Source organism: Ornithinimicrobium pratense (genome assembly GCF_008843165.1).
Classification (GTDB): Bacteria; Actinomycetota; Actinomycetes; order Actinomycetales; family Dermatophilaceae; genus Ornithinicoccus; species Ornithinicoccus pratensis.
Map to the genome: position 1 here is coordinate 3,266,339 of NZ_CP044427.1, position 23,803 is coordinate 3,290,141.

The 23,803-nt window shown below is 72.1% G+C and carries 20 protein-coding genes; 13 read left to right on the forward strand and 7 right to left on the reverse strand.

What is annotated here, in order from left to right:
* Positions 1-255: 255 nt before the first annotated feature.
* On the forward strand, positions 256-2,328 hold the full coding sequence (locus FY030_RS15030; protein WP_158062333.1) for a M3 family metallopeptidase: 2,073 nt from the start codon (positions 256-258) through the stop codon (positions 2,326-2,328).
* A 116-nt stretch (positions 2,329-2,444) separates the two neighbouring features.
* Here FY030_RS15030 and FY030_RS15035 read toward each other — a convergent pair whose 3' ends face one another.
* Positions 2,445-2,912: a MarR family winged helix-turn-helix transcriptional regulator gene (locus tag FY030_RS15035; RefSeq protein WP_192498640.1), complete on the reverse strand. Its 468-nt coding sequence runs from the start codon at positions 2,910-2,912 to the stop codon at positions 2,445-2,447.
* A gap of 99 nt (positions 2,913-3,011) precedes the next feature.
* On the opposite strand from FY030_RS15035, the gene FY030_RS15040 reads away from it, so the two are divergent.
* Positions 3,012-6,275 carry an efflux RND transporter permease subunit gene (locus FY030_RS15040; protein WP_158062335.1) on the forward strand — a complete coding sequence of 1,088 codons (3,264 nt, stop codon included), beginning with the start codon at positions 3,012-3,014 and terminating at the stop codon, positions 6,273-6,275.
* 53 nt (positions 6,276-6,328) lie between these two features.
* Here the strand turns inward: FY030_RS15040 and FY030_RS15045 are convergent, their stop codons facing one another.
* The gene (locus FY030_RS15045) at positions 6,329-7,711 is read right to left on the reverse strand and encodes a glucose-6-phosphate dehydrogenase (protein WP_158062336.1); all 1,383 of its coding nucleotides are present in this window, start codon (positions 7,709-7,711) and stop codon (positions 6,329-6,331) included.
* Positions 7,712-7,769: 58 nt separating this feature from the next.
* On the opposite strand from FY030_RS15045, the gene FY030_RS15050 reads away from it, so the two are divergent.
* On the forward strand, positions 7,770-8,282 hold the full coding sequence (locus FY030_RS15050; protein ID WP_192498641.1) for a DedA family protein: 513 nt from the start codon (positions 7,770-7,772) through the stop codon (positions 8,280-8,282).
* A 28-nt stretch (positions 8,283-8,310) separates the two neighbouring features.
* Here FY030_RS15050 and FY030_RS15055 read toward each other — a convergent pair whose 3' ends face one another.
* Together FY030_RS15055 and FY030_RS15060 are read right to left on the reverse strand one after the other, a co-directional pair.
* Entirely contained in the window at positions 8,311-8,898 is a 588-nt protein-coding gene (locus FY030_RS15055; protein WP_158062338.1) for a class F sortase, read from the reverse strand.
* 55 nt (positions 8,899-8,953) lie between these two features.
* Positions 8,954-9,616, reverse strand: a complete 663-nt coding sequence (locus tag FY030_RS15060; RefSeq protein WP_158062339.1) for a hypothetical protein — start codon at positions 9,614-9,616, stop codon at positions 8,954-8,956.
* 389 nt (positions 9,617-10,005) lie between these two features.
* Here FY030_RS15060 and FY030_RS15065 point away from each other — a divergent pair, with 389 nt between their 5' ends.
* The gene (locus FY030_RS15065) at positions 10,006-11,070 is read left to right on the forward strand and encodes a hypothetical protein (protein ID WP_158062340.1); all 1,065 of its coding nucleotides are present in this window, start codon (positions 10,006-10,008) and stop codon (positions 11,068-11,070) included.
* A gap of 80 nt (positions 11,071-11,150) precedes the next feature.
* Here the strand turns inward: FY030_RS15065 and FY030_RS15070 are convergent, their stop codons facing one another.
* Positions 11,151-11,759 (reverse strand): biotin transporter BioY, encoded by a 609-nt coding sequence (locus FY030_RS15070; RefSeq protein ID WP_158062341.1) that lies wholly within the window; start codon positions 11,757-11,759, stop codon positions 11,151-11,153.
* A 168-nt stretch (positions 11,760-11,927) separates the two neighbouring features.
* On the opposite strand from FY030_RS15070, the gene FY030_RS15075 reads away from it, so the two are divergent.
* Both FY030_RS15075 and ilvA read left to right on the forward strand, forming a co-directional pair.
* Positions 11,928-12,947 (forward strand): 6-phosphofructokinase, encoded by a 1,020-nt coding sequence (locus FY030_RS15075; protein WP_158062342.1) that lies wholly within the window; start codon positions 11,928-11,930, stop codon positions 12,945-12,947.
* A 118-nt stretch (positions 12,948-13,065) separates the two neighbouring features.
* Complete coding sequence (gene ilvA, locus FY030_RS15080; protein WP_202879714.1) at positions 13,066-14,331, forward strand: threonine ammonia-lyase IlvA; 1,266 nt, start codon at positions 13,066-13,068, stop codon at positions 14,329-14,331.
* Between the two features lie 24 nt (positions 14,332-14,355).
* Here ilvA and FY030_RS15085 read toward each other — a convergent pair whose 3' ends face one another.
* Positions 14,356-15,255: a siderophore-interacting protein gene (locus FY030_RS15085; RefSeq protein WP_192498642.1), complete on the reverse strand. Its 900-nt coding sequence runs from the start codon at positions 15,253-15,255 to the stop codon at positions 14,356-14,358.
* An 81-nt stretch (positions 15,256-15,336) separates the two neighbouring features.
* On the opposite strand from FY030_RS15085, the gene FY030_RS15090 reads away from it, so the two are divergent.
* Genes FY030_RS15090 through FY030_RS15105 form a run of 4 tightly spaced genes read left to right on the forward strand, consistent with a single transcriptional unit; the run spans position 15,337 to position 19,302 of the window.
* Positions 15,337-16,416 (forward strand): iron-siderophore ABC transporter substrate-binding protein, encoded by a 1,080-nt coding sequence (locus tag FY030_RS15090; protein WP_158062345.1) that lies wholly within the window; start codon positions 15,337-15,339, stop codon positions 16,414-16,416.
* Complete coding sequence (locus tag FY030_RS15095; protein ID WP_158062346.1) at positions 16,413-17,459, forward strand: FecCD family ABC transporter permease; 1,047 nt, start codon at positions 16,413-16,415, stop codon at positions 17,457-17,459. The genes FY030_RS15090 and FY030_RS15095 overlap by 4 nt, the downstream gene beginning before the upstream one ends.
* Positions 17,456-18,487, forward strand: coding sequence for a FecCD family ABC transporter permease (locus FY030_RS15100; RefSeq protein ID WP_158062347.1), 1,032 nt, complete (start codon positions 17,456-17,458; stop codon positions 18,485-18,487). The genes FY030_RS15095 and FY030_RS15100 overlap by 4 nt, the downstream gene beginning before the upstream one ends.
* Positions 18,484-19,302: an ABC transporter ATP-binding protein gene (locus FY030_RS15105; protein WP_158062348.1), complete on the forward strand. Its 819-nt coding sequence runs from the start codon at positions 18,484-18,486 to the stop codon at positions 19,300-19,302. Before FY030_RS15100 ends, FY030_RS15105 begins: the two co-directional genes overlap by 4 nt.
* Positions 19,303-19,309: 7 nt before the next feature.
* Here FY030_RS15105 and FY030_RS15110 read toward each other — a convergent pair whose 3' ends face one another.
* Positions 19,310-21,457 (reverse strand): MMPL family transporter, encoded by a 2,148-nt coding sequence (locus FY030_RS15110; RefSeq protein ID WP_158062349.1) that lies wholly within the window; start codon positions 21,455-21,457, stop codon positions 19,310-19,312.
* Positions 21,458-21,598: 141 nt separating this feature from the next.
* Between FY030_RS15110 and FY030_RS15115 the strand changes: the two genes are divergently transcribed.
* From FY030_RS15115 to moaA, 3 genes are read left to right on the forward strand one after another with little or no spacing between them, the layout of a single operon-like run.
* Positions 21,599-22,093, forward strand: a complete 495-nt coding sequence (locus FY030_RS15115; RefSeq protein ID WP_158062350.1) for a MarR family winged helix-turn-helix transcriptional regulator — start codon at positions 21,599-21,601, stop codon at positions 22,091-22,093.
* Positions 22,094-22,152: 59 nt separating this feature from the next.
* A complete protein-coding gene (locus FY030_RS15120) occupies positions 22,153-22,674 on the forward strand; it encodes a MogA/MoaB family molybdenum cofactor biosynthesis protein (RefSeq protein WP_158062351.1) in 522 nt (173 codons plus the stop codon).
* Entirely contained in the window at positions 22,671-23,690 is a 1,020-nt protein-coding gene (gene moaA / locus FY030_RS15125) for a GTP 3',8-cyclase MoaA (protein ID WP_158062352.1), read from the forward strand. Before FY030_RS15120 ends, moaA begins: the two co-directional genes overlap by 4 nt.
* Positions 23,691-23,803 lie beyond the last annotated feature (113 nt).

The window sequence follows — 23,803 nt, forward strand, 5'->3', positions numbered from 1 at the left end:
CCGGCTCGCACCGGCTCCGTGTGCATCCCGCCGCCGGTTCTTCGTCGAACGAAGCAACGGGCCCCTGGGCCGGCGCCCGGCGGTAGGACAGGTCCGCGCCTCGTCGGGACACGAGGCGCAGACGCCCTCGACCCTCTCACAGCACACTCACAGAATCGCGTGGCCTGGCATTTCGTGACTAAACCGTGACCTCCCGGCCCGCACCGGGACGTGCTCTGACGCGTCGACCTGCCCGGCTCGTGGTGTGATGTTGGTATGGCGAACCCCCTCCTGGCCCCCTCCGCCCTGGAATACTCCCTCCCCGACTACGCGCGGATCAGGGACGCCCACGTGCGGGAGGCGCTGGAGGTCGGGATGGCCGAGCAGCTCGCCGCGCTGCGTGCGCTGGCGCAGAGCCAGGAGCCGGCCACCGTCGAGAACGTGTTGCACGCCTGGGAGACCAGCGGCGCCACGCTGGACCGCACCCTGGCCGCCTTCTGGGTCGCCAAGGCCGCCGACACCAACGACGAGCGCGACGCGATCATGACCGAGTTCAGCCCCCGGCTGGCCCAGCACAGCGACGCGATCATGCTCGACCCCGACCTCTACGCCCGCCTCCGCGCACTGCGCGAGCGGGCCGACGCCGGCGAGGTGGAGCTCGACAAGCAGGACGAGTTCGTGCTCATCGAGCGGCTGCGCGGCTATGAGCGGGGCGGGGTGAACCTACCGGAGGACCGGCAGACCCGGCTCCGGGAGCTGAACGCCGAGCTGGCCGCCTTGTCCACCGAGTTCGACCGGCTCCTGGTCGCTGGCCGCAACGCCGCTGCGGTGCACGTCACCGACGAGGCGCGCCTGGCCGGCCTGCCGGCCGACGACCGGGCCGGGCTGCGCGAGTCGGCCCGGGCCCGCGACGAGGCCGACGAGGGCTGGCTGCTCACCATCACCAACACCACGCGTCAGCCCCTGCTGGACAGTCTGGAGGACCGCGCACTGCGCGAGCAGGTCTTCCGGGCCTCGACGGGGCGGGGCCTGGGCGGCGAGCACGACACCCGGGAGATCCTGGTCCGGATTGCCCGCCTGCGGGCCGAGCGGGCCACCTTGCTCGGTTATGCGCACCACGCCGCCTACGTGCACGAGGTGGCCTGCGCCAAAAGCACGGACGCGGTCAACGACCTGCTGGCCCGGCTCGCCGCCGGCGTGGTGCAGATCGCCGAGCGGGAGGCAGAGGAGCTGCGCGAGCAGCTGCATACCGTGGAACCGGAGGCGACACTGGAGCCGTGGGACTGGCAGTTCCTGGCGGCCGCGCGCCGCTCCGCCCGGGGGGCCGGGCCCGACCCGGAGCAGCTCAAGCCCTACCTGGAGTACTCCCGCGTCCTGCACGATGGGGTGTTCGCCGCGGCCACCGCGCTCTACGGCCTCACCTTCCGCGAGCGGCCGGACCTGGTCGGCTACACCGACGACGCCACCGTCTACGAGGTCCGGGACGAGGACGGCACGGTCCTCGGCGCGGTGGTCATCGACCCCTACACCCGACCCACCAAGCGGGGCGGAGCCTGGATGACCAGCGTCGTCAACCAGTCTCACCTGCTCGGTGACCTGCCCGTGGTGACCAACACCTGCAACCTGCCCGCGCCGGCCCCCGGGTTGCCGAGCCTGATGAGCTGGGACAGCGTCATCACCCTCTTCCACGAGTTCGGGCACGACCTGCACGGGCTGCTCTCCGACGTGCGCTACCCCTCTCGGTCCGGCACGTCCGTGCCCCGCGACTTCGTCGAGTTCCCCAGCCAGGTCAACGAGATCTGGGCCTTCGAGCCCGAGCTCATCGCGGGCTACGCCCGGCACCACGAGACCGACGAGCCGCTGCCCCAGGAGTGGGTGCAGGCCCTGGTCGACGGCCGCCAGGAGAGCGGCTACGCGACCCTGGAGCTGCTCAAGGCGATGATCCTGGACCAGGCCTGGCACCAGACCCCGCTGGCCGAGCTGCCCGCGGACGGGTCCGGGGTGGAGGCCTTCGAGGCCGCCGTGCTCGAGCGCGCCGGCGTCGCCTTCCCGCTCGTCCCGCCGCGCTACCGCTCGGCCTACTTCCACCACATCTTCGGCGGCGGCTACTCCGCGGGCTACTACTCCTACCTGTGGTCTGAGGTGATGGACGCCGACACCGTCGCCTGGTTCCGTGAGCAGGGCACGCCGGACCAGCCGGGAGGGATGACGCGCGAGGCCGGCGAGCGCTTCCGCCGCGAGCTGCTCGGACCCGGTGGCTCGGTGGAGGCGCTGGAGACCTACCGCCGGTTCCGCGGCGCCGACCCGGACGTCACCCCGCTGCTGCACCGCCTGGGGCTTGCTGGCTGAGCGGGCGGCGGGACCTGCGGGGCGTCCGTGGGAGGGGCGGGCGAAGCGGCGCTGCGGCGGGTGCTGGCGCTGATGGAGGCGCCGGTCACCTGCAGGACCAGACCTTTCGCCCACCGCTAGGCCGGGCCAGGACCGCCGGCCTCATCGATCTGACGGGCGATGTCACGCAGGCGTTCGACCAGGTGGCACAGCTCGGTCAGCTCGCTGTCCTCCAGCCGCTCGACGAGCAACGCCCGGGCCCGCCGACCCGGGGTCTCCAGGTCGGCCAGGACAGTCAACCCTTCCGGGGTGGGGTGCAGCAGCACCCGCCGCCGGTCCGTGGCATCGGGCTCCCGTTCGACCCACTCCTTGGCCACGATGCGGTCCACGATGCCGCTCATCGTGGAGGTGCTGACCCCGAGCGCGTCCGCCAGGTCCTGCCCAGACATGCCCGGGGTGGTGCGCAGCAGCGCGAGCACCTGCAACTGACGCAGGGTCAGGTCGGGCACCTCCTGCACTCCCCCGACCCAGCGCATGGCGGTGGCGTGCACCTCAGCCTCCGCGGCTCCCAGCCGCGCGGTGAGCTCCTCACGGTTCGGTGTCATCCAGGTCCTCGCCTCGCAGGTCGGCCGAGGATGCCTGCAGCCAGGGCAGCAGCCATTGATTCGGCTCAGGCGAACTATTCGCCTTAGGCTAGGCATCCTATGTCACGCCTGACCGTCTTCAGCGTGCGCAACCGCGCCCTCATCGCCCTCGCCACCGTCTTCGGGATCCTCGCCGGCCTCTGGTCCGCGTCCGCCCTGCCACGAGAGCTCTTCCCTTCTTTGCAGTTCCCGGTCCTGGTGGTCGCCACGCCCGTGAGCGGCTCCAGCTCCTCGGTCGTCGAGGAGCAGGTCACCCGGCCGATCGAGACCGCGGCCCAGGGGCTGAACAGCGTGGTCGAGGTGCAGTCCACCTCGACCGACGGGTTCTCCTCGGTCGTCATCGAGCTGGACTACGGCACCGACCTGGGCGCGGCCCAGACCGACCTGCAGCGCGCGGTGCTGTCCCTGCCGCAGCTGCCCGACACGGCCAACCCGCAGATCATCGCTGGCAACCTCGACGACTTCCCGATCATCCAGATGTCGGCCAGTGGCGGTGAGGACGTCAACGGCGAGGAGCTGGTGGACCGCCTCGAGCGCTTCGTGCTGCCCGAGATCGAGGACCTGGAGGGCGTGCGGTCCGCGACCCTGTCCGGTGTCGCGGACCGGGTGGTGACCGTCGAGCTGGACGAGGAGGCGGCCCAGGAGGCGGGTGTGTCCGTCTCCGAGGTCGGCCAGGTGCTCCAGGCCAACGGCGTGGTGCTGCCCGGCGGCCAGGTGCTGCACGGTGAGACCGAGCTGCCGGTCCAGGTCGGCTCGCGGCTGACCAGCGTGGAGGCCATCGCCGAGCTGCCCCTGCTCACCCAGACCACGATCGGGGCGCGGACCGCCGCCCAGCAGCAGCAGGCCGCGATCGGAGAGACCGAGCAGGCCGCCCAGGAGGCGGGCGAGGCCGCCGCTGCCGACCCCACGAACCCCGAGCTGGCCGGCCAGGCGGCCGCCGCCCAGGCCGCGGCCGAGCAGGCCGCCGCCGGGGCTGTCGAGGTCCCCGAGATCCCCACCCTGGGAGACGTCGCCGAGGTGAGCCTGCAGGAGCGGCCGGCCACGGCATACACCCGCACCAACGGGGTGGCCTCCGTCGGCCTGGCGATCACCAAGACCCCGGACGGCAACGCCGTGGAGGTCTCGCACGCGCTGGAGGAGGCGCTGCCCGAGTTGGAGCAGTCGCTGGACGGCGGTGAGCTGGTGACGATCTTCGACCAGGCGCCGTTCATCGAGAACTCGATCGAGGACCTGGCCACCGAGGGCCTGCTCGGGCTCGGGTTCGCGGTGCTGGTGGTGCTGGTCTTCCTGCTCTCGGTCCGGCTGACGCTGGTCACCGCGCTGTCGATCCCGCTGTCGCTGCTGGTGACCCTGATCGGCCTGACCGCGCTGGGCTACAGCCTCAACATCCTGACCCTGGGCGCCCTGACCATCGCGGTCGGGCGCGTGGTGGATGACTCCATCGTGGTCATCGAGAACATCAAGCGGCACACGACCCTAGGAGAGGACCGCAGGGACGCGGTCCTCAACGGGACCCGGGAGGTCGCGGGGGCGATCACCTCGGCGACCGTGGCGACCGTGGCCGTCTTCCTGCCGCTCGGCTTCGTCGGCGGGGCCGTCGGGGAGCTCTTCCGCCCGTTCGCAGTGACGGTGTCGCTGGCCATGCTGGCCTCGCTGCTGGTCGCGCTGACGATCATCCCGGTCGTGGGCTACTGGCTGCTGGGCACGGCGCGGCGCGCCGAGCACGCGCCGGAAGCCGCCGACACCAAGCCCGAGGAGCACGCGGAGGCGCGCCCCGCCGAGGACGCGCCGGACCGGCTGCAGCGCGCCTACCTGCCCGCGCTCCGGGTCGCGCTCGGGCGGCCGTGGGTGACCCTGGCCCTGGCGGCCGCACTGCTGGCGGGCACGGTGCTCAGTGCCGGCCTGCTGCGCACCGACTTCATCGGCGACACCGGCGAGAACACCGTGCAGGCCACCCTGCAGATGCCGGTCGGGACCACCCTTGAGGAGACCGACGAGCAGGCCCGTGAGGTGGAGGACTGGCTCACGGAGCGCGCCGAGGTGCAGAGCTACCAGGCCACCGTCGGCTCCACCGGCGGCATCGAGGCGGTCTTCACCGGGGCCGGTTCGGGCACGGCGGCCTTCGCCGTGACCGTCGACGAGGAGGTCAGCGGGCTCACCTTCGGCCAGTCGCTGACCAGCCACTTCGAGCCGCTGCTGCCGGAAGGGGCCACCCTCACCGCGAGCGCGGGGCAGGCCGGCCCGGTCGGCAGCAGTCTGTCGATCCGCGTGCAGGCCCAGGACCCCGAGGACCTGCAGGAGACCGCCGAAGCCGTCACCCAGCTCATGCGTGACGTCGGCGCGGCGGACGTGGTCAACGACCTCGCCGAGACGGTGCCCACCCTGCAGGTGCAGGTCGACCGGGCCGCCGCTGCCGAGGTCGGGGTGGCCGAGGCCCAGCTCGGTCAGGTCGTCCAGGCGGCCACCGACGGCGCCACCGTGGGGGAGGTCGAGTTCGGCACGCAACAGCTGGACGTCGTCGTGCTGCACAACTCAGCCTCGGACGTGCAGGCCCTGGAGGAGGTGGAGGTGGCCCGGGACACCGACGGCGAGGCGGTGCTGCTGGGCGAGGTGGCCGAGCTGGCCATCGTCGAGGAGGCAGCGAGCATCACCCGGGTCGACGGCCTGCGGGCCGCCACGGTGACCGGCACCTCCACCGGCGATGACCTCAGCGCCGTGACCAGCGACCTGGAGGAGCGGGTCGAGGCGCTCGAGGTGCCGGAGGGCGTGCAGGTGGAGATTGGTGGCGTCAGCGCCGACCAGCAGGAGGCGTTCTCGGCGCTGGGGCTGGCGCTGCTGGCCGCGGTGGCGATCGTCTACCTGGTCATGGTGGCGACCTTCAACTCCCTGCTGCAGCCGCTCATCCTGCTGGTGTCTGTGCCGTTCGCCGCGACCGGCTCGATCGGCGCGCTGCTGGTCACGCGACAGGCGTTGGACGTAACCGCGCTCATCGGCTTCCTCATGCTCATCGGCATCGTGGTCACCAACGCGATCGTGCTCATCGACCTGGTCAACCAGTACCGCGCCCAGGGCATGGACCGCACCACCGCCGTCATCGAGGGCGCCCGGCACCGGCTTCGACCGATCCTGATGACCGCCTTCGCCACCATCCTCGCGCTGGTGCCGATGGCCATCGCGCTCACCGGCGGCAGCGCGTTCATCTCCCAGCCGTTGGCGATCGTGGTCATCGGTGGGCTGCTCAGCTCCACCCTGCTGACGCTGATCCTGGTGCCCGTGCTCTACGAGCTCGTGGAGCGGGGGGTCACGCGCTTCTCGCGGAGCTGACTGCCGGTGTGCCATGTCGCGGCGTCCCGTCCGGGACGCGGCGACGTCGCCCCTTAACGCGGCGGGATCGTGCCCCAGCCCTCGGGGCCTTGGGAGCCGGCCGGGTACACCTCGAGCGGGACCTCGTCGTTGCGCCAGGCGGTAAGGACCGGCTCGACGAGCTCCCACATCAGCTCGGCGGCGTCGCCGCGGATCGACAGCAGCGGGTTGCTGTCCAGGATCCCGGCGAGCACCTCTCCGTAGGGCCGCATACGGGGCTGGCCGAGCGTGGTGTGCAGCTGGGCCTGCTCCAGGTCGAAGGGGTCGCCCTCGGCGTTCACCGACACATCGAGGGTGACCGCCCCTGGGCGCAGCTGGAGGACCAGCCGGTCCGGGGCACCGCAGTCCCGCAGCCCGTCCGGGATGTGCGCCGGCTCGCGGAAGGTGACGGTGATCTCCTTGTGCGGCACCCCCAGCGCCTTGCCGCTGCGCAGCAGGAAGGGCACGCCGGCCCAGCGCTGGTTGCGGATCTCCACCACCAGCTCGGCGAGGGTCTCGGTGCCCCGCTCAGGATCCACCCCCTCCTCGTCCACGTAGTCGGGAACATCCCGGTCCCCGATCCGGCCTGCGGTGTACCGGGCCCGCCGTGAAGCGGTCCGCGGGTCGCCGCCCCACAGCCGGGTGGCCCGCAGCACCTGCGACTTCAGCGAGCGCATCTCCTCGGCGTCCAGCGAGGCCGGGCTCTCCATGGCGAACATGGCCAGCACCTGCAGCAGGTGCGACTGGGTCATGTCGATCAGCGCCCCGGCCTTGTCGTAGTAGCCGGCCCGCCCCTCCAGGGCGAGGTCCTCGTCATACTCGATCTCGACCTTGGCGATGTGGTCCGCGCTCCACAGCGGCTGGAAGATCCGGTTGGCGAAGCGCAGCCCGAGCAGGTTCAGCACGGTGTTGACGCCGAGGAAGTGGTCGATCCGATGGATCTGCTCCTCCGCCACCACCTGCGTGGCCTGCGCGTTGAGCTCGCGGGCCGAGGCCAGGTCGTGGCCGAACGGCTTCTCCATCGCCAGGCGGGTCCCCTCGGGCACGCCGATCCGCTCCAGCAGCGCGCAGACGCCCACCGTGACCTGCGGCGGCAGCGCGAAGTAGATCACCAGGGACCCGGGCACCGAGCCGATCAGCTCGCGCAGCTGGTCCTCGTCCAGTGCGTCGGTCCGCTGGTATGCAGTCTGTCCAACCACCCGGTCGACCGCCCCCTGCGGCGCCTCGGCCTCGACGAACGACTCCCGCACCCTCTGCGCCCACTCGTGTTGGGACAGCTCGGCCCGGTCGGCACCGACCACCCGCACCTGCCGGTCCGGCTCGACCTTGAGCAGGGAGCCCAGGCCCGGCAGGAGCAGGCGGCGGGTGAGGTCGCCGGAGGCGCCGAGGATGAGCAGCGTGGTGGGTTGGTCCGTCATACCGGCAGGGTATGCGGGTGCGGGTCCGGCCGGGTCCTCGACGTACCCTGGAGCCATCGTGAGCAGCCCCTCCTCATGGCGTCTGGAAGACATCGCCCTCGGCGTCTTCGTGGCCTTCTTCTTCGGTTCGATGGCGCGCGGCCAGGCCATCTACTGGCTCGCCCGTGTCAGCACCGACCGCGCGCTGGCCTTCGGCGAGCCCGAGGAGGGCTGGCGTCGGCGCATCTATCGGTGGCTGCACAGCGACCGCGTCGCCCACGCCCGCGCCGCGCTGGCGAAGTGGGGCTGGCCGCTGGTGCCGTTCGCCTACCTCACCGTGGGCTTCCAGTCGATGGTGATGGCGGCGGCCGGAATGGTCCGCATGTCCTGGAAGGTCTTCACCCTGGCGCAGGTGCCGGGGGCGATCGCGTGGGCGCTGATCTACACCACGGTGGGCTTCGCCTTCTGGGGCGCGTTCTTCGCCGCAGTGCGGGGCAACCCGGTCTGGGTCGTGCTGCTCCTCGCGGTGGCGACCGTGGCCGTGCTTCTCGCGCGCCGCCGACGTCCCCGCCTGAGCGCCCCGCCCGCCTGACCACCCCGAGCCACGCAGGGCGCCGGTGCTACTTGCCGGTCTCCTCGGCGATCGCCACGAAGTTCGCCCGGGTGTGACCGTCGGCGCGCTGGCCGAGGGACTCATCGCAGGTGATGAGGGCGACCCGGGCGACCTCGTCCTGGTTGTCCCAGACCTGGGGCATCCGCTGCAGGCCTTCCTTGGAGACCTGCTGGGTGCGTCTGACCACGAACTCGCGGGTGTCACCGTTGCCGTAGCCGATGGAGACGATGTCGCCGACGGTCACCTCGCCGAGGTCGTAGAAGACGTCGGGCTCGTCGTAGTAGGTCACGTGGCCGGCGATCACCGCGGTCCCGACCCGTCCCGGGACGACCCGGCCGGAACCGACGTGCCAGATCACATCACCCTGGTCCGGGTTGATCGTGCCCTGCGGGGTCAGCCCCTCGGGTTTGATCGGCTCCTGGTCCAGGCCCGCCGACTCCACGCTCACCCAGGCCGGGGCATCCGGTCCCTCGGCCGTGATGGGGCGCGCGGAGGTCCCCTCGATCGCGCCGACGGCCTGCACGGCCAGCGTGCTCACGCCGAAGGTGGCGATCAGCAGGCCGGTCGGGACGAGAAGGCGGTGTCCTCGGCTCATGGTGTCCTGGGTGTCGGCCCGGGTCGGCCCGGGGTGTCTGTCCGGCCGCGCACCCTCAGGCGCGGCGACGCAGGGCGAAGCCGGTGATGCCGACGCCAGCGAGTGCGAGTGCGGCGCCACCGATCAGGCCGAGGTTGGCACCGGACATGCTGCTCGGGCCGTCGGTCTCTACCGGCGGGCCGCTGGCCTGGTCGGCGTCCTCGTCGTCAGCGTCGGTCGCGTCATCGTCGGTCGCGTCATCGTCGGTCGCGTCATCGTCGGTCGCGTCATCGTCAGTCGCGTCATCGTCAGTCGCGTCGTCCTCGGTGCTCTCGTCGGCGTCGTCCCCGGGATCAGCCGGCGCGGCCTCGCCCGCCGGAACCCCCTGGCAGACGACGGCCCGCTCGATGCTCTCGCCGCTGCTGGAGGAGTAGATGTGGTCCTCGCCGAAGCCCAGGAACGGGGAGTGCTCGGCGGTCCCGTTGGTGAGCTCCAGCGCGACACCCATGAACTCGTTGTCGCCCTGCAGCAAGGGCGACCACTGCTGCTCGCTGATGAAGACGCTGCTCTCTCCGCCGGGAATCGTGGAGACGAGGCAGCTGACGTCGGAGTAGCCGGACAGCTCGGTGAAGCGGTCCGCCCAGTCGTCGGGTGGTGTGGTGGCCAGGGCCGGCCCGGCGGAGAGCAGGACGGCACTGGTGCCGGCAGCGAGCGCGAGCCTGAAGGTGGTGCGGCGCATTGTCACGGTTCCTTTCATGGCGAACGCGCGGTTCCTCCGCGGTCCTGCGTCCATCGTGCGCGAGTCACAATAATCACTTCAAGCACAGATGTCACTCATGTAACTCTGAGCGCATAAGCACCATAGCCGAGGGCGCACGGTGGGTCACCGCCCGACACGGCGTGTCGGTCGGACGGATCGAGAGCCACCCGTCACTACCACCCGCGGAGTCGGGAGGGCTACTGAGGTAGATCGGTGCCGCCACGGCGACACTGACCCACCTCATTCCCGAGACTTCAGGGGTGGGACGGGGCTCGTGTCCCGCGTGTGGTGGATGGGCTCGAGGTGCACGAGACTGCAGGGGCCGCCGGCCCGGCCGGTGCGAGCCCCTGGCGCTAACCTTGCGGCCCATGGAGGAGGACGGCGCCGAGAGCGACGCGCTGCAACAGGCGGCGTGGGAGGTGTATGGCGTCGCGCCCGCCGACTTCGTGGCCACCCGGACCCGGTGGGTCAAGGAGCTGCGGTCGCGCAAACAGCGCGACGCGGCGAAGTCTGTCGCTGCCCTCCGCAAGCCGTCGGTCTCCGCAGCAGCCATCAATGCGCTCGTGCGGGCCCAGGATCCGGCGGCCGATCGGCTGCGCGACGTCGGGACGCGCATGCGGCACGCTCAGTCCGCGCTGGACACCGCGGGCCTGGCCGCGTTGCGGGGTGAGCGCGACGCGGTGCTGCACGACTGGGTGGAGGCCGCGCGCGCACACGCGACCGGGCCATTGACGGCCGCGGTGGAGGCCGAGGTGCGGGACACCGCTGTGGCGGCCCTCGCGGACGGCGCCGCGACGGAGGTGGTGCTCAGCGGCACGTTGACCCGCGGCCTCTCCTACAGCGGCTTTGGGGAGGTGGATGTCAGCGACGCCGTCGCCCGCACCAGCACCGGCGTCGTCCTGACCCGGATCGAGGGCGGCGGTGGAGACAGCGCCACGGACGAGGCGGGGGGCGAAAAGGACGACCTCGGCGAGGAGGACGAGGCCGACCTCGGCGAGGACGACCCAGAGGACGAGGCCGATCTTGACGAGGAGGACGAGGCCGACTTCAGCGCTGCGGGGGACGAGGAGGACGACCCAGAGGACGACGAGGACGATCTCGACGAGGAGGACGACCTCTCGGCCGAGAAAGGCCTGGCCCAGCTGGAGGAGACACTGGCAGAGGCCGAGGAGCAGGTGACCGCGGCTAGGCGGGAGCGGCGGTCGCTCCTTGAGGCTGCGAGCGTTGCGGCCGCCCGGGTGGAAGAGGCCGCGGACGGGCTGGCGCAGGCCAGGCAGCTCCTGGCCCGGGCCGAGAAGGAGGCCAAGCACGCGGAGGCGGAGGACGAGCAGGCCCGTGCGGCATTAGAGCTCGCCGACGAGGCTCTGACAGCCGCGCGGGAGCGTCGCGCCCAGGCCCGCACGGCGCTAGAGGAAGCCGAAGACGCCGACTGACCCGCAGGATCCCCCGCCCTGTCGCGCCTCGCGGCGTGCTTCAGTCGGGCCTCATGCAGGTTCTGTCGGGGGGTGGTGGGTCAGCGCCGGGCGTCGAGCGCCCGGATGGCCTGCCAGGCCAGCGGGAAGATCGCCGCGGCGATCGCGGCCTTGATCAGCCCTGGCACGACGAACGGGGTGATCCCGACCGCGGCGATCGCCGCCAGGTCAGTCAGGCCGAGCACAGCCGCGAGGTAGGGCACGCCCACGACGAACGGGGCCACGGTGGCCAGCGTGAAACCGGCCATGGCCAGCAACACGTTGCGGTCCCAGGCACGCTCGGCGGCCCAGCCAGCGATCGCGGCAGCAGCGACGAAGCCGATGATGAAGCCGAAGGACGGGGCAAGCACATAGGCGGGACCACCCATCCCCCCGGCGAAGATCGGGGCCCCCGCGAGGCCGGCCAGCAGGTAAGCGCTCAGGGCCGCGGCCCCGCGGCGCATCCCGAGGGCGCCGCCGACCAGCATGACGCCCAGGGTCTGCCCGGTGATCGGGACCGGGCCGATGCGCCAACTGGCCTGGGCGAGCAGCGCCACCACGGCCGCGCCGGTCACGACGACGGCGACGTCCACCAGGGCGGTGCGACGCGGCAGGAGACGGTCGGCGAGGACGCCCGCCGACGGGCGTACGGCAAGGGATGCACCTGACATGGACGCAAGAGTGCCACAACGCGACCCGGCCCAGGCGAGCGGCCGACAACGCGCCCGGGCCGGGCGGGTGGCCGACCGGGCGGAGAACCGCATACGCTGGGGACACGCCGGCGCCGGTCCCCCTCCGGGTCCGGCGTCGTCCTTGTTCGGACCTTCGAGGATGGACCTATGAAGATCGCACTGTTCACCGCCGGCGGCGACTGCCCGGGCCTCAACGCGGTGATCCGCGGTGTGGTGCTCAAGGGCGACCGGATCTACGACCACGAGTTCGTCGGGGTCCGGGACGGCTTCCGCGGCCTGGTGGAGGACGACATCGTCCCGCTGCCCCGCCAGCGGGTGCGCGGCTTGTCCAAGGTCGGGGGCACCATCCTGGGCACCTCCCGCGTCAGCCCCTTCGACCACGGCGGCACCGCCCGGGTCAAGGAGGTCATGGACAAGCACCAGATCGACGCCCTCATCGCCATTGGGGGCGAGGGGACGTTGACCGTGGCCCGGATGTTCCACGAGGACGGCATCAACATCGTGGGCGTGCCCAAGACCATCGACAACGACCTGTCCGCCACCGACCGGACCTTCGGCTTCGACACGGCGGTGTCCGTGGCGACCGAATCGATCGACCGGCTGCGCACCACTGGCGAGGCCCACAGCCGCTGCATGGTCGTGGAGGTCATGGGCCGGCACGCGGGCTGGATCGCGCTGCACTCGGGGATCGCCAGCGGCGCGCACGCGATCCTCATCCCCGAGGTCCCGGTGAGCCAGGAGCAGGTCTGCGAGTGGGTGCAGCACGCGATGGACCGCGGCCGGGCGCCGATGGTGGTGGTGGCCGAGGGCTTCCGCTTCGAAGGTGCGGACCAGGTCGACAAGGGCCGCACGGACGGCTTCGGGCGGCCTCTCCTCGGCGGCATCGGTGAGCAGGTCACCCGCATCATCGAGGGGCGCACCGGCATCGAGGCCCGCAACACCACGCTGGGCCACCTGCAGCGTGGCGGGGTCCCGAGCGCCGACGACCGGGTGCTCGCCACGCGCTTCGGCACCGCGGCCGTCGACGCCGTGAGCAACCGGATGTGGGGCACCATGGTCGCCCTGCGCGGCGTCGACATCGTCAACGTCAACCTGCAGGACGCCACCAGGACGCTCAAGAGCGTCACCCGTGCGCTGTGGGACGAGGCCGCGATCCTCTTCGGCTGAGGTCGGGCCGCCCGCGGTGCGACGAGGCCGCGAGCCTGGAGGCCGGCCCGGGGGACCGCGCCGGACGCAGCGTCAACCGCGGTCAGCTGCCGGTCGGCTGCTCCCTAGGATGCCAGGTATGCCGTCCTCCCCCGCCCTGCCCACCGCGACCGACGTCGAGGCCGCGGCCGCACGCATCGCGGGCCGGGTGACGCGCACCCCGTTGCAGCTCAGCCCCCGGCTCTGCGAGCGGACCGGCGCGCAGGTCTGGCTCAAGCGCGAGGACCTGCAGCCGGTGCGCTCCTACAAGGGCCGCGGCTCGGCCAACCTCATTGCCCAGCTGGACAGCGAGCAGGTCTGGGCCGGCGTGGTGTGCGCCAGCGCCGGCAACCACGCCCAGGGCGTGGCGCACGCCTGCGCCTCCCTCGGCGTGACCGCCCGCATCTACCTGCCAGCCCGCACCCCGCGGCAGAAGCGCGACCGGGTGGCCGAGATCGGCGGTGACTGGGTGGAGGTCGTGGTCGGGGGAGCGACCTACGACGACGCGGCCGCGGCCGCCCGCGCGGACGCCGAGGCCACCGGCGCCACGCTCGTCCCCGCCTTCGACCACCCGGCGATCATCGCCGGCCAGGGCACCGTCGCCCTGGAGATCATGGACGATCTGGCGGAGCTGGACCGGACGTGTGACGTCGTCGTCGTGCCCGTGGGTGGCGGGGGGCTGCTCGCCGGTTGCCTGACCTGGCTGCGCGAGCGGCATCCTGGCGTGCGTGTCGTCGGGGTGGAGCCGGCCGGGGCCGCCAGCATGATCGCGGCCACGCGAGCAGGTGAGCCGGTGACCCTGCCCCAGATCGACCGGTTCATCGACGGGGCGGCTGTGGCCCGGGCCGGCGAGTGGACCTATGAGGCTGTGGCACGGCATACCCCCGAGCTGGTCGCCGTGCCCGAAGGGCGCGTGTGCACCGAGATGCTGGCCCTCTACCAGACCGAGGGAATCATCACCGAGCCCGCGGGAGCGCTCGCAGCGGCCGCGCTGGACCGAGTGCCCGTCGAGCCGGGGCAGACCGTCGTGGTCGTGGTCTCCGGGGGCAACAACGACGTGCTCCGGTACGCGGAGGTGATGGAGCGCTCGCTCGTGCACGAGGGGCTCAAGCACTACTTCCTCGTCGACTTCCCGCAGGAGCCGGGGATGCTGCGGCGCTTCCTGGACGAGGTGCTGGGCCCGGACGACGACATCGCGCTGTTCGAATACGTCAAGCGCAACAACCGGGAGACCGGGCCCGCGCTGGTGGGCATCGAGCTCGGCTCGCGGGAGGACCTGGCGCCCCTGCTGGAGCGGCTGGACCGCTCGAGCATGGACGTGGAGCCGATCCAGCCGGACAGTCCGCTCTTCCGGTTCATCCTCTAACCCGCCGACCCGCGCGACTCGCGGCTACCCCCGCGGGCGGCCCAGGATCCAGTAGGCGCAGAAGTAGACCGAGGTCTTGGCCAGGCCGCGGTCGCCGACCAGGTGGCGCCGGAGCGTCGCGGCCAGCTCCTGCTCCCCGGAGACCCAGCCGTGGTCGAGGGTGGGCAGGTCGGCTGCCCGGACCGCCTCCAGCAGCGCCTCCCCGGGTCGCCGCTCCCCACGCACGAGGACCGTCAGGCTGCCCCGCTCCGGCTCGGCCAGGGCCGGCAGGACGCCGTCGCGGCCCACCTCGAGGAAGACGTGCAGGACCGTGCCGCTGTCCCGGGCTGCCTCCAGGATCCCCGCGATCGCCGGGTATGCCGTCTCGTCGCCGGCCACCAGGCGCACCTCGTCGCCGGTGCGGGCGGGGAAGCTGGCCGAGCCGGTCTGCACCGCCAGCGGGTCCCCCACCTGGGCCCTGCGCACCCAGGTCGCGCCGGGGCCCTCGTCGACGTCACCCGCAGGGTGGAGGACCACCTCGACATCCAGCTCGCAGGTGTCCGCGCGCCACTCGCGCACCGTGTACCAGCGCACGTCGGGGCGCACCTCCTCCGGCATGGCACCGATGACCGGCCGTGGGTTGGGGCCGGTGATCGAGGACAGGTCCGGCAGCTCGGTGCCCGGCCGGGGCATGACCAGGCCGACGTACTCGTCCGGGCCCAGCACGGCATACCCCAGCAGACCGGGCACGTGCAGGGTGAGCCGGCGCAGCCAGGGCGCGACATGGGCGACCGCGGTCACCGAGCCCGGGACGCATCGGTGACTCTCCCGCTCGACGGGCACGGCGGTCGTGCGGGCGTAGGCCGCGGTGGCGACCCGGGACAGGGCCGGGGTATGCAGCAGCCGCGAGGCCGCCTCCCGCAGGGTGGTGGTGAGGGTGGTCACGGTGAACCCTTCTCGTGGGGAACTGGACAAGGAGAACATACGCTAGGTTAGGCCAGCCTTACCTACATACGAGGAGAAACTGTGTTCAAAACCCATCGGGCTGCGCTCACCGCGACCGCGCTGGCAGCCGCCCTCCTGCTCGCGGCCTGCGGCGAAGGCACCAACAGCGGCACTGACACTGGCCCGGCGGACGACACCGGGAGTGGGCCGAGCGGCGGCGGAGCCCGCTCGGCCGACGCGGACGCCTTCCCAGTCACCGTCCAGCACGCCTTCGGCGAGACCACCATCGAGCAGGCGCCCGAGCGGGTCGCCACCGTCGCCTGGGCCAACCACGAGGTGCCGCTGGCCCTGGGAATCGTCCCGGTGGGCATGGGCAAGGCGACCTGGGGCGACGACGACGGTGACGGGATCCTGCCCTGGGTCGAGGACAAGCTGGCCGAGCTGGGCGCCGAGCCACCCGTGCTCTTCGACGAGACCGACGGGATCGACTTCGAGGCGGTCGCGGACACCAGCCCGGACGTCATCCTGGCCGCCTACTCGGGCCTGACCCAGGAGCAGTACGACACGCTGAGCAAGATCGCTCCGGTCGTCGCCTACCCGGACCTGGCCTGGGGCACGACGATGACCGAGATGATCGAGCTCAACAGCCAGGCACTGGGTCTGGCCCAGGAGGGTGAGCAGCTCATCGCCGACCTGGACGCCACCATCGCCGATGCCGTCGCGCAGTACCCGCAGCTGGAGGGCCAGGTCGCCGTCTTCACCTACCTCGACCCCAACGACCTCAGCCAGATCGACTTCTACACCACGTCCGACCCCCGGGCCGGCTACCTGGAGACTCTCGGCCTGCAGGCCCCGGCGGTCGTCGCCGAGGCCTCGGCGGCCAGCGACTCCTTCTACGAGACAGTCAGCGCCGAGAGCAGCGACTCCTTTGCCGACGTCGATCTGTTCGTCACCTACGGTGCCACGGACGGCTCGGTGGTCGAGCTGGTCCAGAGCGACCCGCTGCTCTCGAAGATCCCGGCGGTTGCGAACGGAGCGATCGTGGTGCTGCAGGACAACACCCCGCTAGCCGCTTCGGCCAACCCCTCCCCGCTGGCCATCGCCTGGGGCCTGGAGGACTACCTGGCCCTGCTGGCGCAGGCTGTCGACCAGGCTCGATGACCGTCACCCTGGACTCACCGCCAAGGACCACCCCACCGGGGCGGGCCGGGGCGGCCGGTCCTCGCCTGGCCGGTCTGGCCCTCGCCCTGGGCGTCCTGGCCGCGTTGGCCGCGCTGTCGGTCACCCTGGGCGTGCGCGACGTCAGCTGGGCGGACCTGCGGGCAGCCCTGGGCGGCCTGGACGAGAACGTCTCCCAGGCCGCGGTGCACAAGCGCATCCCCCGCACCCTGCTCGCCATGCTCGTGGGGGCGGCGCTGGGCCTGGCCGGCGCGGTGATGCAGGGCGTCACCCGCAACCCGCTCGCCGACCCCGGCATCCTCGGGGTCACCTCGGGCGCCTCGCTGGCGGTCGTGTCGGGCATCGCCTTCTTCGGGCTCAGCACCCCCACCGGGTTTATCTCGGTGGCGATCGCCGGTGCCGCCGTCTCCGCCGTCTTCGTGTATGTGGTGGGCTCGCTCGGGCGCGGCGGCGCCACCCCCCTGAAGCTGGCGCTGGCGGGAGCGGCGACCACGGCGGCCTTCAGCTCGCTGATCAGCGCCATCCTGCTGCCCCGGATCGCAGTCATGGACTCCTTCCGGTTCTGGCAGATCGGCGGCGTGGGCGGGGCCAGCACGTCCCGAATCCTCGCCGTGCTGCCCTTCCTCGTGGTCGGCGCCCTGGTCTGCCTGGTCGTGGCCCGGGGGCTCAACGCGCTGGCCCTGGGTGACGACCTGGCCGCCGGCCTGGGCGAGCGGGTGGCGCTGACCCGGGCTGCGGCGGCCACCGGGGCCGTGCTGCTGTGCGGGGCGGCGACGGCGGTGGCGGGGCCGATCGGCTTCGTCGGCCTGGTCGTCCCGCACGCCTGCCGGCTGGTCGCCGGCAGCGACCACCGCTGGCTGCTGCCCCTGTCGATGGTCGTCGGGGCGGCCCTGCTCACCGCCGCTGACCTGGTCGGCCGCCTCATCGCCCGTCCCGCCGAAGTCGATGTCGGCATCATCACGGCCCTCGTCGGCGCTCCGGTCTTCATCATCATCGTCCGCAGGATGCGCGGGAGGGCGCTGTGAGCGGCACCCTCGAGCTCGTCCGCGCCGGGCGGATCCGCCGGGCCCGGTCCCGGTCCGTGCTCACCGTCATCCTGGCCGCGCTCGTCCTGGCCCTGGTCGCCACCAGCCTCATGGTGGGCCAGACGTTCTACGGCCCCGGCGAGGTCGCCCGCGTCATCCTGGGCCAGGACGTTCCTGGCGCCTCGTTCACCGTCGGCGAGCTGCGTCTGCCACGCACCACCCTCGCTCTCCTGGCCGGGCTGGCCTTCGGGCTGGCCGGCGTGACCTTCCAGACGATGCTGCACAACCCGCTGGCCTCCCCCGACATCATCGGGATCAGCTCCGGCGCCAGCGCCGCCGCCGTCGTGGCGATCGTCGTGCTGCAGCTGTCGCAGACCTGGGTCTCCGTGGTGGCGATCGTGGCCGCACTGCTCACGGCCCTGGTCATCTACCTGCTGGCCTACCGCGACGGCGTGGCCGGCACCCGGCTGATCCTTATCGGCATCGGCATCTCGGCCATGCTCGACTCGGTCGTCGCCTACATCATCGTCCGGGCCGCGACCTGGGACCTGCAGGCCGCCATGCGTTGGCTGACCGGCAGCGTCAACGGGGCCGTCTGGTCGACCGTGGCTCCCCTGTGCCTGGCCGTGGCGGTCCTCGCCCCGGTCCTGCTCACGCAGGCCCGCCCGCTGCGGCTCATGCAGCACGGCGACGACGCGGCCGCCGCGCTGGGCGTGCCGGTGGAGCGCACCCGGGTGATCGCGATCCTGGCCGCGGTGGGCCTCATCGCCTTCGCGACCGCCGCCGCCGGGCCGATCGCCTTCGTGGCCTTCCTCGCCGGGCCGATCGCCGCCCGCATCGTCGGGCCGGGCACCTCGCTCATGGTGCCGGCCGCGCTGGTCGGTGCCGCCCTCGTGCTCGGCGCCGACCTGGTCGGGCAGCACGCCGTGGGCAACCGCTACCCGGTCGGTGTCATCACCGGCGTGCTCGGCGCGCCGTACCTCGTCTACCTGCTCATCCGCACCAACCGCGCTGGAGGCTCGCTATGACCACGGTCCACACCCTGCTCGCCGAGGACGTCACGCTCGGCTACGGCGAACGCACCGTCGTCGACGGGCTGGACCTGTCCGTCCAGGACGGCCGGATCACGGTCATCGTCGGCGCCAACGCCTGCGGCAAGTCGACGCTGCTGCGCGCGCTGGCCAGGCTGCTGCCCCCGTCCCGCGGGCGGGTGCTGCTGGACGGCAAGGAGCTGCACCGGCTGCCCACCAAGGAGGTCGCCCGCACTCTGGGCCTGCTGCCGCAGGCGCCGATCGCCCCGGAGGGCATCGTCGTGGCCGACCTCATCGCCCGCGGCCGCAGCCCGCACCAGCGGCTGCTCAGCCGGTGGTCGCCGGCGGACGACCTCGCGGTCGCCGAGGCGATGGACCTCACCGGCACCACGCACCTGGCCGGGCGGGCCGTGGACGAGCTCTCCGGCGGCCAGCGTCAGCGAGTGTGGATCGCGATGGCGCTGGCCCAGCGGACCGACATCCTGCTGCTGGACGAGCCGACCACCTTCCTCGACATCTGCCACCAGGTGGAGGTCCTGGACCTGCTCACCGACCTCAACCGGGAGCGCGGCACCACGATCGTGATGGTGCTGCACGACCTCAACCTGGCCGCCCGGTATGCCGACCGCCTGGTCGCCATGGCCGGTGGCCGGATCCTGGCCACCGGCGACCCGGGGGAAGTGCTCTCCCCCGCGGTGATCGAGGCCGTCTTCGGGATGCCCAGCGAGGTCGTTCCCGACCCGGTCTCCGGTCGCCCGATGGTGCTGCCGATCGGGCGGCACCACTGCGCCCGGCCGGCCTGCCCGGCCTGAGCGGTCCTCAGCCCGAGACCGGCTCCAACGACCGGCCCTCGGCGTCGTCGTCCTCGCGGTGGCGACCGGCGGAGTCGACCCGCCGGGGCCACCAGAAGTGCTCGCCCAGGACCCGCACGATGGCGGGGGTCAGCACGGTGCGCACGACGAGGGTGTCGAGCAGCACGCCGATGCAGATCACCACACCGATCTGGGCCAGCACGACCAGGGGCAGCACGCCCAGCACCGCGAAGACCGCCGCGAGCAGGATGCCGGCGCTGGTGATGACGCCACCGGTCGCGCCCAGGGCGCGCAGCACGCCGTCCCTCGTGCCGTGCTCGACGGCCTCCTCCAGGGTTCGGGTGATGAGGAAGATGTTGTAGTCCACGCCCAGGGCCACCAGGAAGAGGAAGGCGAGCAGCGGCATGCTGGCGTCGATGGCGTTGAAGCCCAGCACGCCGGTGAACAGCCACCAGGACACACCCAGGGCCGCAGCCGAGGTCGCCACGGTGGTCAGCACCAGCACCAGCGGGGCCAGGACGGACCGGAGCAGACCGACCAGGACGACGAAGATCAGGACCAGGATGAGCGGCATGATCAGCCAGCGGTCCTGCACATTGCCCTCGCCCTCGTCCAGCGCCGAGGCGTCGCCGCCGGTGACGTAGACGTCGTCCGGCACCGCGTCGCGGATCGCCAGCACGGCCTCCTTCGACTCGTCGCTGCCCGGTTCCGCGTCCAGGACCACCTGGACCTGGCCGATCCCGGACTCGGGGGCGATCACGGTGGCCTGCTCCACGCCGGCGACGTCGGAGACGGTCTCGGACAGCTCCTCGAGGCCGGCCTCGTCCTCGGTCTTCGTCACCAGGATCACCGGGTCGGAAGCACCGGCGGGGAAGGACTCCCCCAGCCGCTGGCTCGCCGTGATCGCCTCCGGGGTGTCGATGAACTGGTCCTCGGGAGCGAGCCCGGTCTGGTACTGGAACAGGCCGGCGGTCATCGCGCCCAGCAGCACGAAAGTGGCCAGGATCCAGGCCACCGGGCGGCGGGCCACGGTGTCACCGATGCGCCGCCAGACCGAGCGGGACTCGGCCAGACCCTGCTCTCCTTGCCGCGGCACCTTCGGCCAGAAGATCCAGCGACCGAAGTTGACCAGCACGGACGGCAGGATGATCAGCCCCATCAGCATCGCGACCAGGATGCCGACGGCGGAGGCCAAACCCAACCCGCGGGTGGAGGGGAAGACCGACAGCAACAGGGTCAGCACACCCACCGCGACGGTGCTCGCGCTGGCGGTGATGGCCTCGGCGGCCCGGCGCAGCGCGACGGCCATCGCCTCGTGCCGAGACTCCCGTTGCCGCAGCTCATCGCGGTAGCGACTGATGAGCAGCAGGGCATAGTTGGTCCCGGCGCCGAAGACCAGCACCGACAGGATGCCGACGGTCGAGTCATCCCACGGCACCCCGAAGGTCTTCAGCGCATGGGTCGCCGCCGTGGTCGCGAGCTGGTCGCCGATGCCGACGACCCCCAGCGGCAGGATCCACAGGATCGGGCTGCGGTAGGTGAGGATCAGCAGGATGGCCACGACCGAGGCGGTGGCGGCCAGCAGGGTGAAGTTGGCGCCGTCGAAGACCGAGGCCAGGTCCGCGGAGATCGCGGCGGGCCCGGTCACCTGGGCCGTGACCCCGTCCGGCACGGCGTCGGTCAGGCCGGCGCGCAGCTCGGCGACGGTGTCGCGGGCGACCGAGGAGGTCGGCGCGTCGATCTCGATCACGCTGAAGGCGGCGGTGCCGTCCTGCGCCGGGATGACCGGGAAGGTGGCGTCGGTGACGCCCTCCGGCGGGCCGGACTGACCCTCACCCTCGCCAGTAGCCTCGGGGGGCTCCACCCCCTCAGGGGCCACATCCTCCATCACCGAGGCGAGGTCGGGCAGCAGCTCGGCGATCCCCTGGTCCTCGACGGTGAAGAGCACGATCGCTGTCTGGTTGCCCTCCTCGGGCAGCCTCTCCAGCAGTTCTTGACCCTGGGCGCTCTCGAACCCGGCAGGCAGGCTGTCCAGGGGGCTGGGCGAGCGCTCCGCCGGACCGACTCCGAGGATGACGAGCAACCCCAGCAGGAGGCCCACGACCGCCACGATCCAGGAGCGGCGGCCAGTGATGGCCTCGATGATGCGCGACACGAGGGGCCTTTCGGAGTGTGTGGGGTGAAGTGCCTCAGTAAGTACCTAAGTTGATGAAGTACTTCGGTCAAACTACCACGGGGTGTCTATAGGGTTCTGTCTCAACCGAGGACAACCCTCGACAGACGCAGGAGGCATCTGATGGACAGGCGAGAAGAGGGCACACCGGCGCCGGCGCCGGCGCCGGGTCACGCCTCCCGCTGGGTGCAGGACTGGCAGCGCAGTCAGACCCTCGACGCCCTGCGCCGGCTGCTCAACACCAGCGGACGGGTGACCCCTGCACTGGCGCGCCGGACCGGCCTGTCCCACACCGAGCTCAGCGTGCTCGAGCACGTCATGGAGGAGCCCCTGGGCCCCAGCGAGCTGGCTCAGCGCATCGGCGTGACCAGCGCCGCAGCCAGCGGGATCGTCGATCGCCTCGTCGCCCGGGGTCACGCCGAGCGGCAGCCGCACCCGACCGACCGGCGGCGCACCGCGGTCGTCTGCACCAGCAGCGGGCGCGAGGAGCTGATCCAGCACCTGATGCCGATGTTTGTCGAGCTGGCCCGGCTGGACGCGGACTTCACCGACGGCGAGCTGGCCGTGATCCACCGCTTCCTCACCGCCGCCGACCGCGCCGTCGGGCGTCTGCTCTAGACCGCGTGCGCACCTGGTGGGGCGGGCCGCCCGAGCGCTGGGCCTCGTAGACTAGGTGGATGAGCGCCACCCACCCCCGCCCGGCCCGACTCGCCGTCGCCCTCACGGTGTCCGACCGCAGCTCCGACGGCACCCGTGAGGACACCTCCGGTCGGCTGCTGGCCGAGGGCCTGGAGAAGATGGGCTTCGAGGTGCGCACCGAGATCGTGCCCGACGGGGCGGACAATGTCGCCGGAGCGCTCCGGGACGCGGTCGAGCAGCGGGCCGGGCTGGTGGTGAGCACCGGCGGCACGGGCATGGGTCCACGAGACCTGACCCCCGAGGGCACGCGTGCGGTGATCACCCGGGAGAACCCCGGGCTGGCCGAGCTGCTGCGGCACGAGGGCGCACGGCATACCCCGTTCGCGGCGGTCTCCCGCGGGGTGGTGGGCGTCGTGGACTGGCCGGCGGAGCGCGGCGCCGGCGGCACCCTGGTGGTCAACCTGCCCGGGCGGCCCGCAGCCGTCACCGAAGGCCTTGAGGTGATCGGGCCGTTGCTCGGGCACGTCCTGGACCAGATCGGCGGAGGTGACCACCGATGACCGCCACCGCTCCCCAGCCTCAACGCGGGCCCCTGATCGACCGCTACGGCCGGGTGCACCGGGACCTGCGCATCTCGGTGACCGACCGCTGCTCGCTGCGCTGCACCTACTGCATGCCCGAGGACGGCGTGCCGTGGCTGCCTCGCCTGACGATGCTGACCACCCCCGAGGTCATCCGACTGGGCGGGATCGCGGTGTCCCTCGGCATCGAGGAGATCCGGCTGACCGGGGGCGAGCCGCTGCTGCGCCGCGACCTGGTCGACGTGGTCGCCGGCCTCGCGGCCCTGGACCCGGCCCCCGAGATCTCGATGACCACCAACGGGATCGGGCTGGACAAGACCGCGTCGGCCCTGCGCGAGGCGGGCATGACGCGGGTCAACGTCAGCCTGGACACGCTGCGCCGGGAGACCTTCATCCAGCTGGCCAAGCGGGACCGGCTGCACGACACCTTGTCCGGGGTCCGGGCGGCGGCAGAGGCCGGGTTGACCCCGGTCAAGCTCAACACCGTGCTGATGCGCGGGATCAACGACATCGACGCCCCCGACCTGCTGGCCTTCGCCCTGGAGCACGGCTATGAGCTGCGCTTCATCGAGCAGATGCCGCTGGACGCACAGCACCGGTGGGACCGCAGCCAGATGATCACGGGCGAAGAGATCCTGGCCCACCTGCGTCCGCGTTTCGACCTGGAGCCGATGCCGGACGAGAGCCGCGGTTCCGCGCCGGCCGAGCTGTTCCTGGTCAACGGCGGGCCCGCGACGGTCGGGGTGATCGCCTCGGTGACGATGCCCTTCTGCGGGACCTGTGACCGGGTTCGGCTCACCGCCGACGGCCAGGTGCGCAACTGCCTGTTCGCCGCCGGCGAGACCGACCTGCGCACGCCGCTGCGCGACGGGGCCTCCGACGACGAGCTGGCGCAGATCTTCCGCGACTCAATCGGAGCCAAGCTGCCCGGTCACGGCATCAACGAGCCGCACTTCCTCCAGCCTCCTCGCCCGATGAGCGCGATCGGCGGCTGACCGAGCGGGCCCTGGGCCGAAGCGAACGGCGGGTCAGCCGCCAGCGAAAGGCGGGTCAGCCGCCAGCGAAAGGCGGGTCAGCCGCCAGCGAAAGGCGGGTCAGCCGCCAGCGA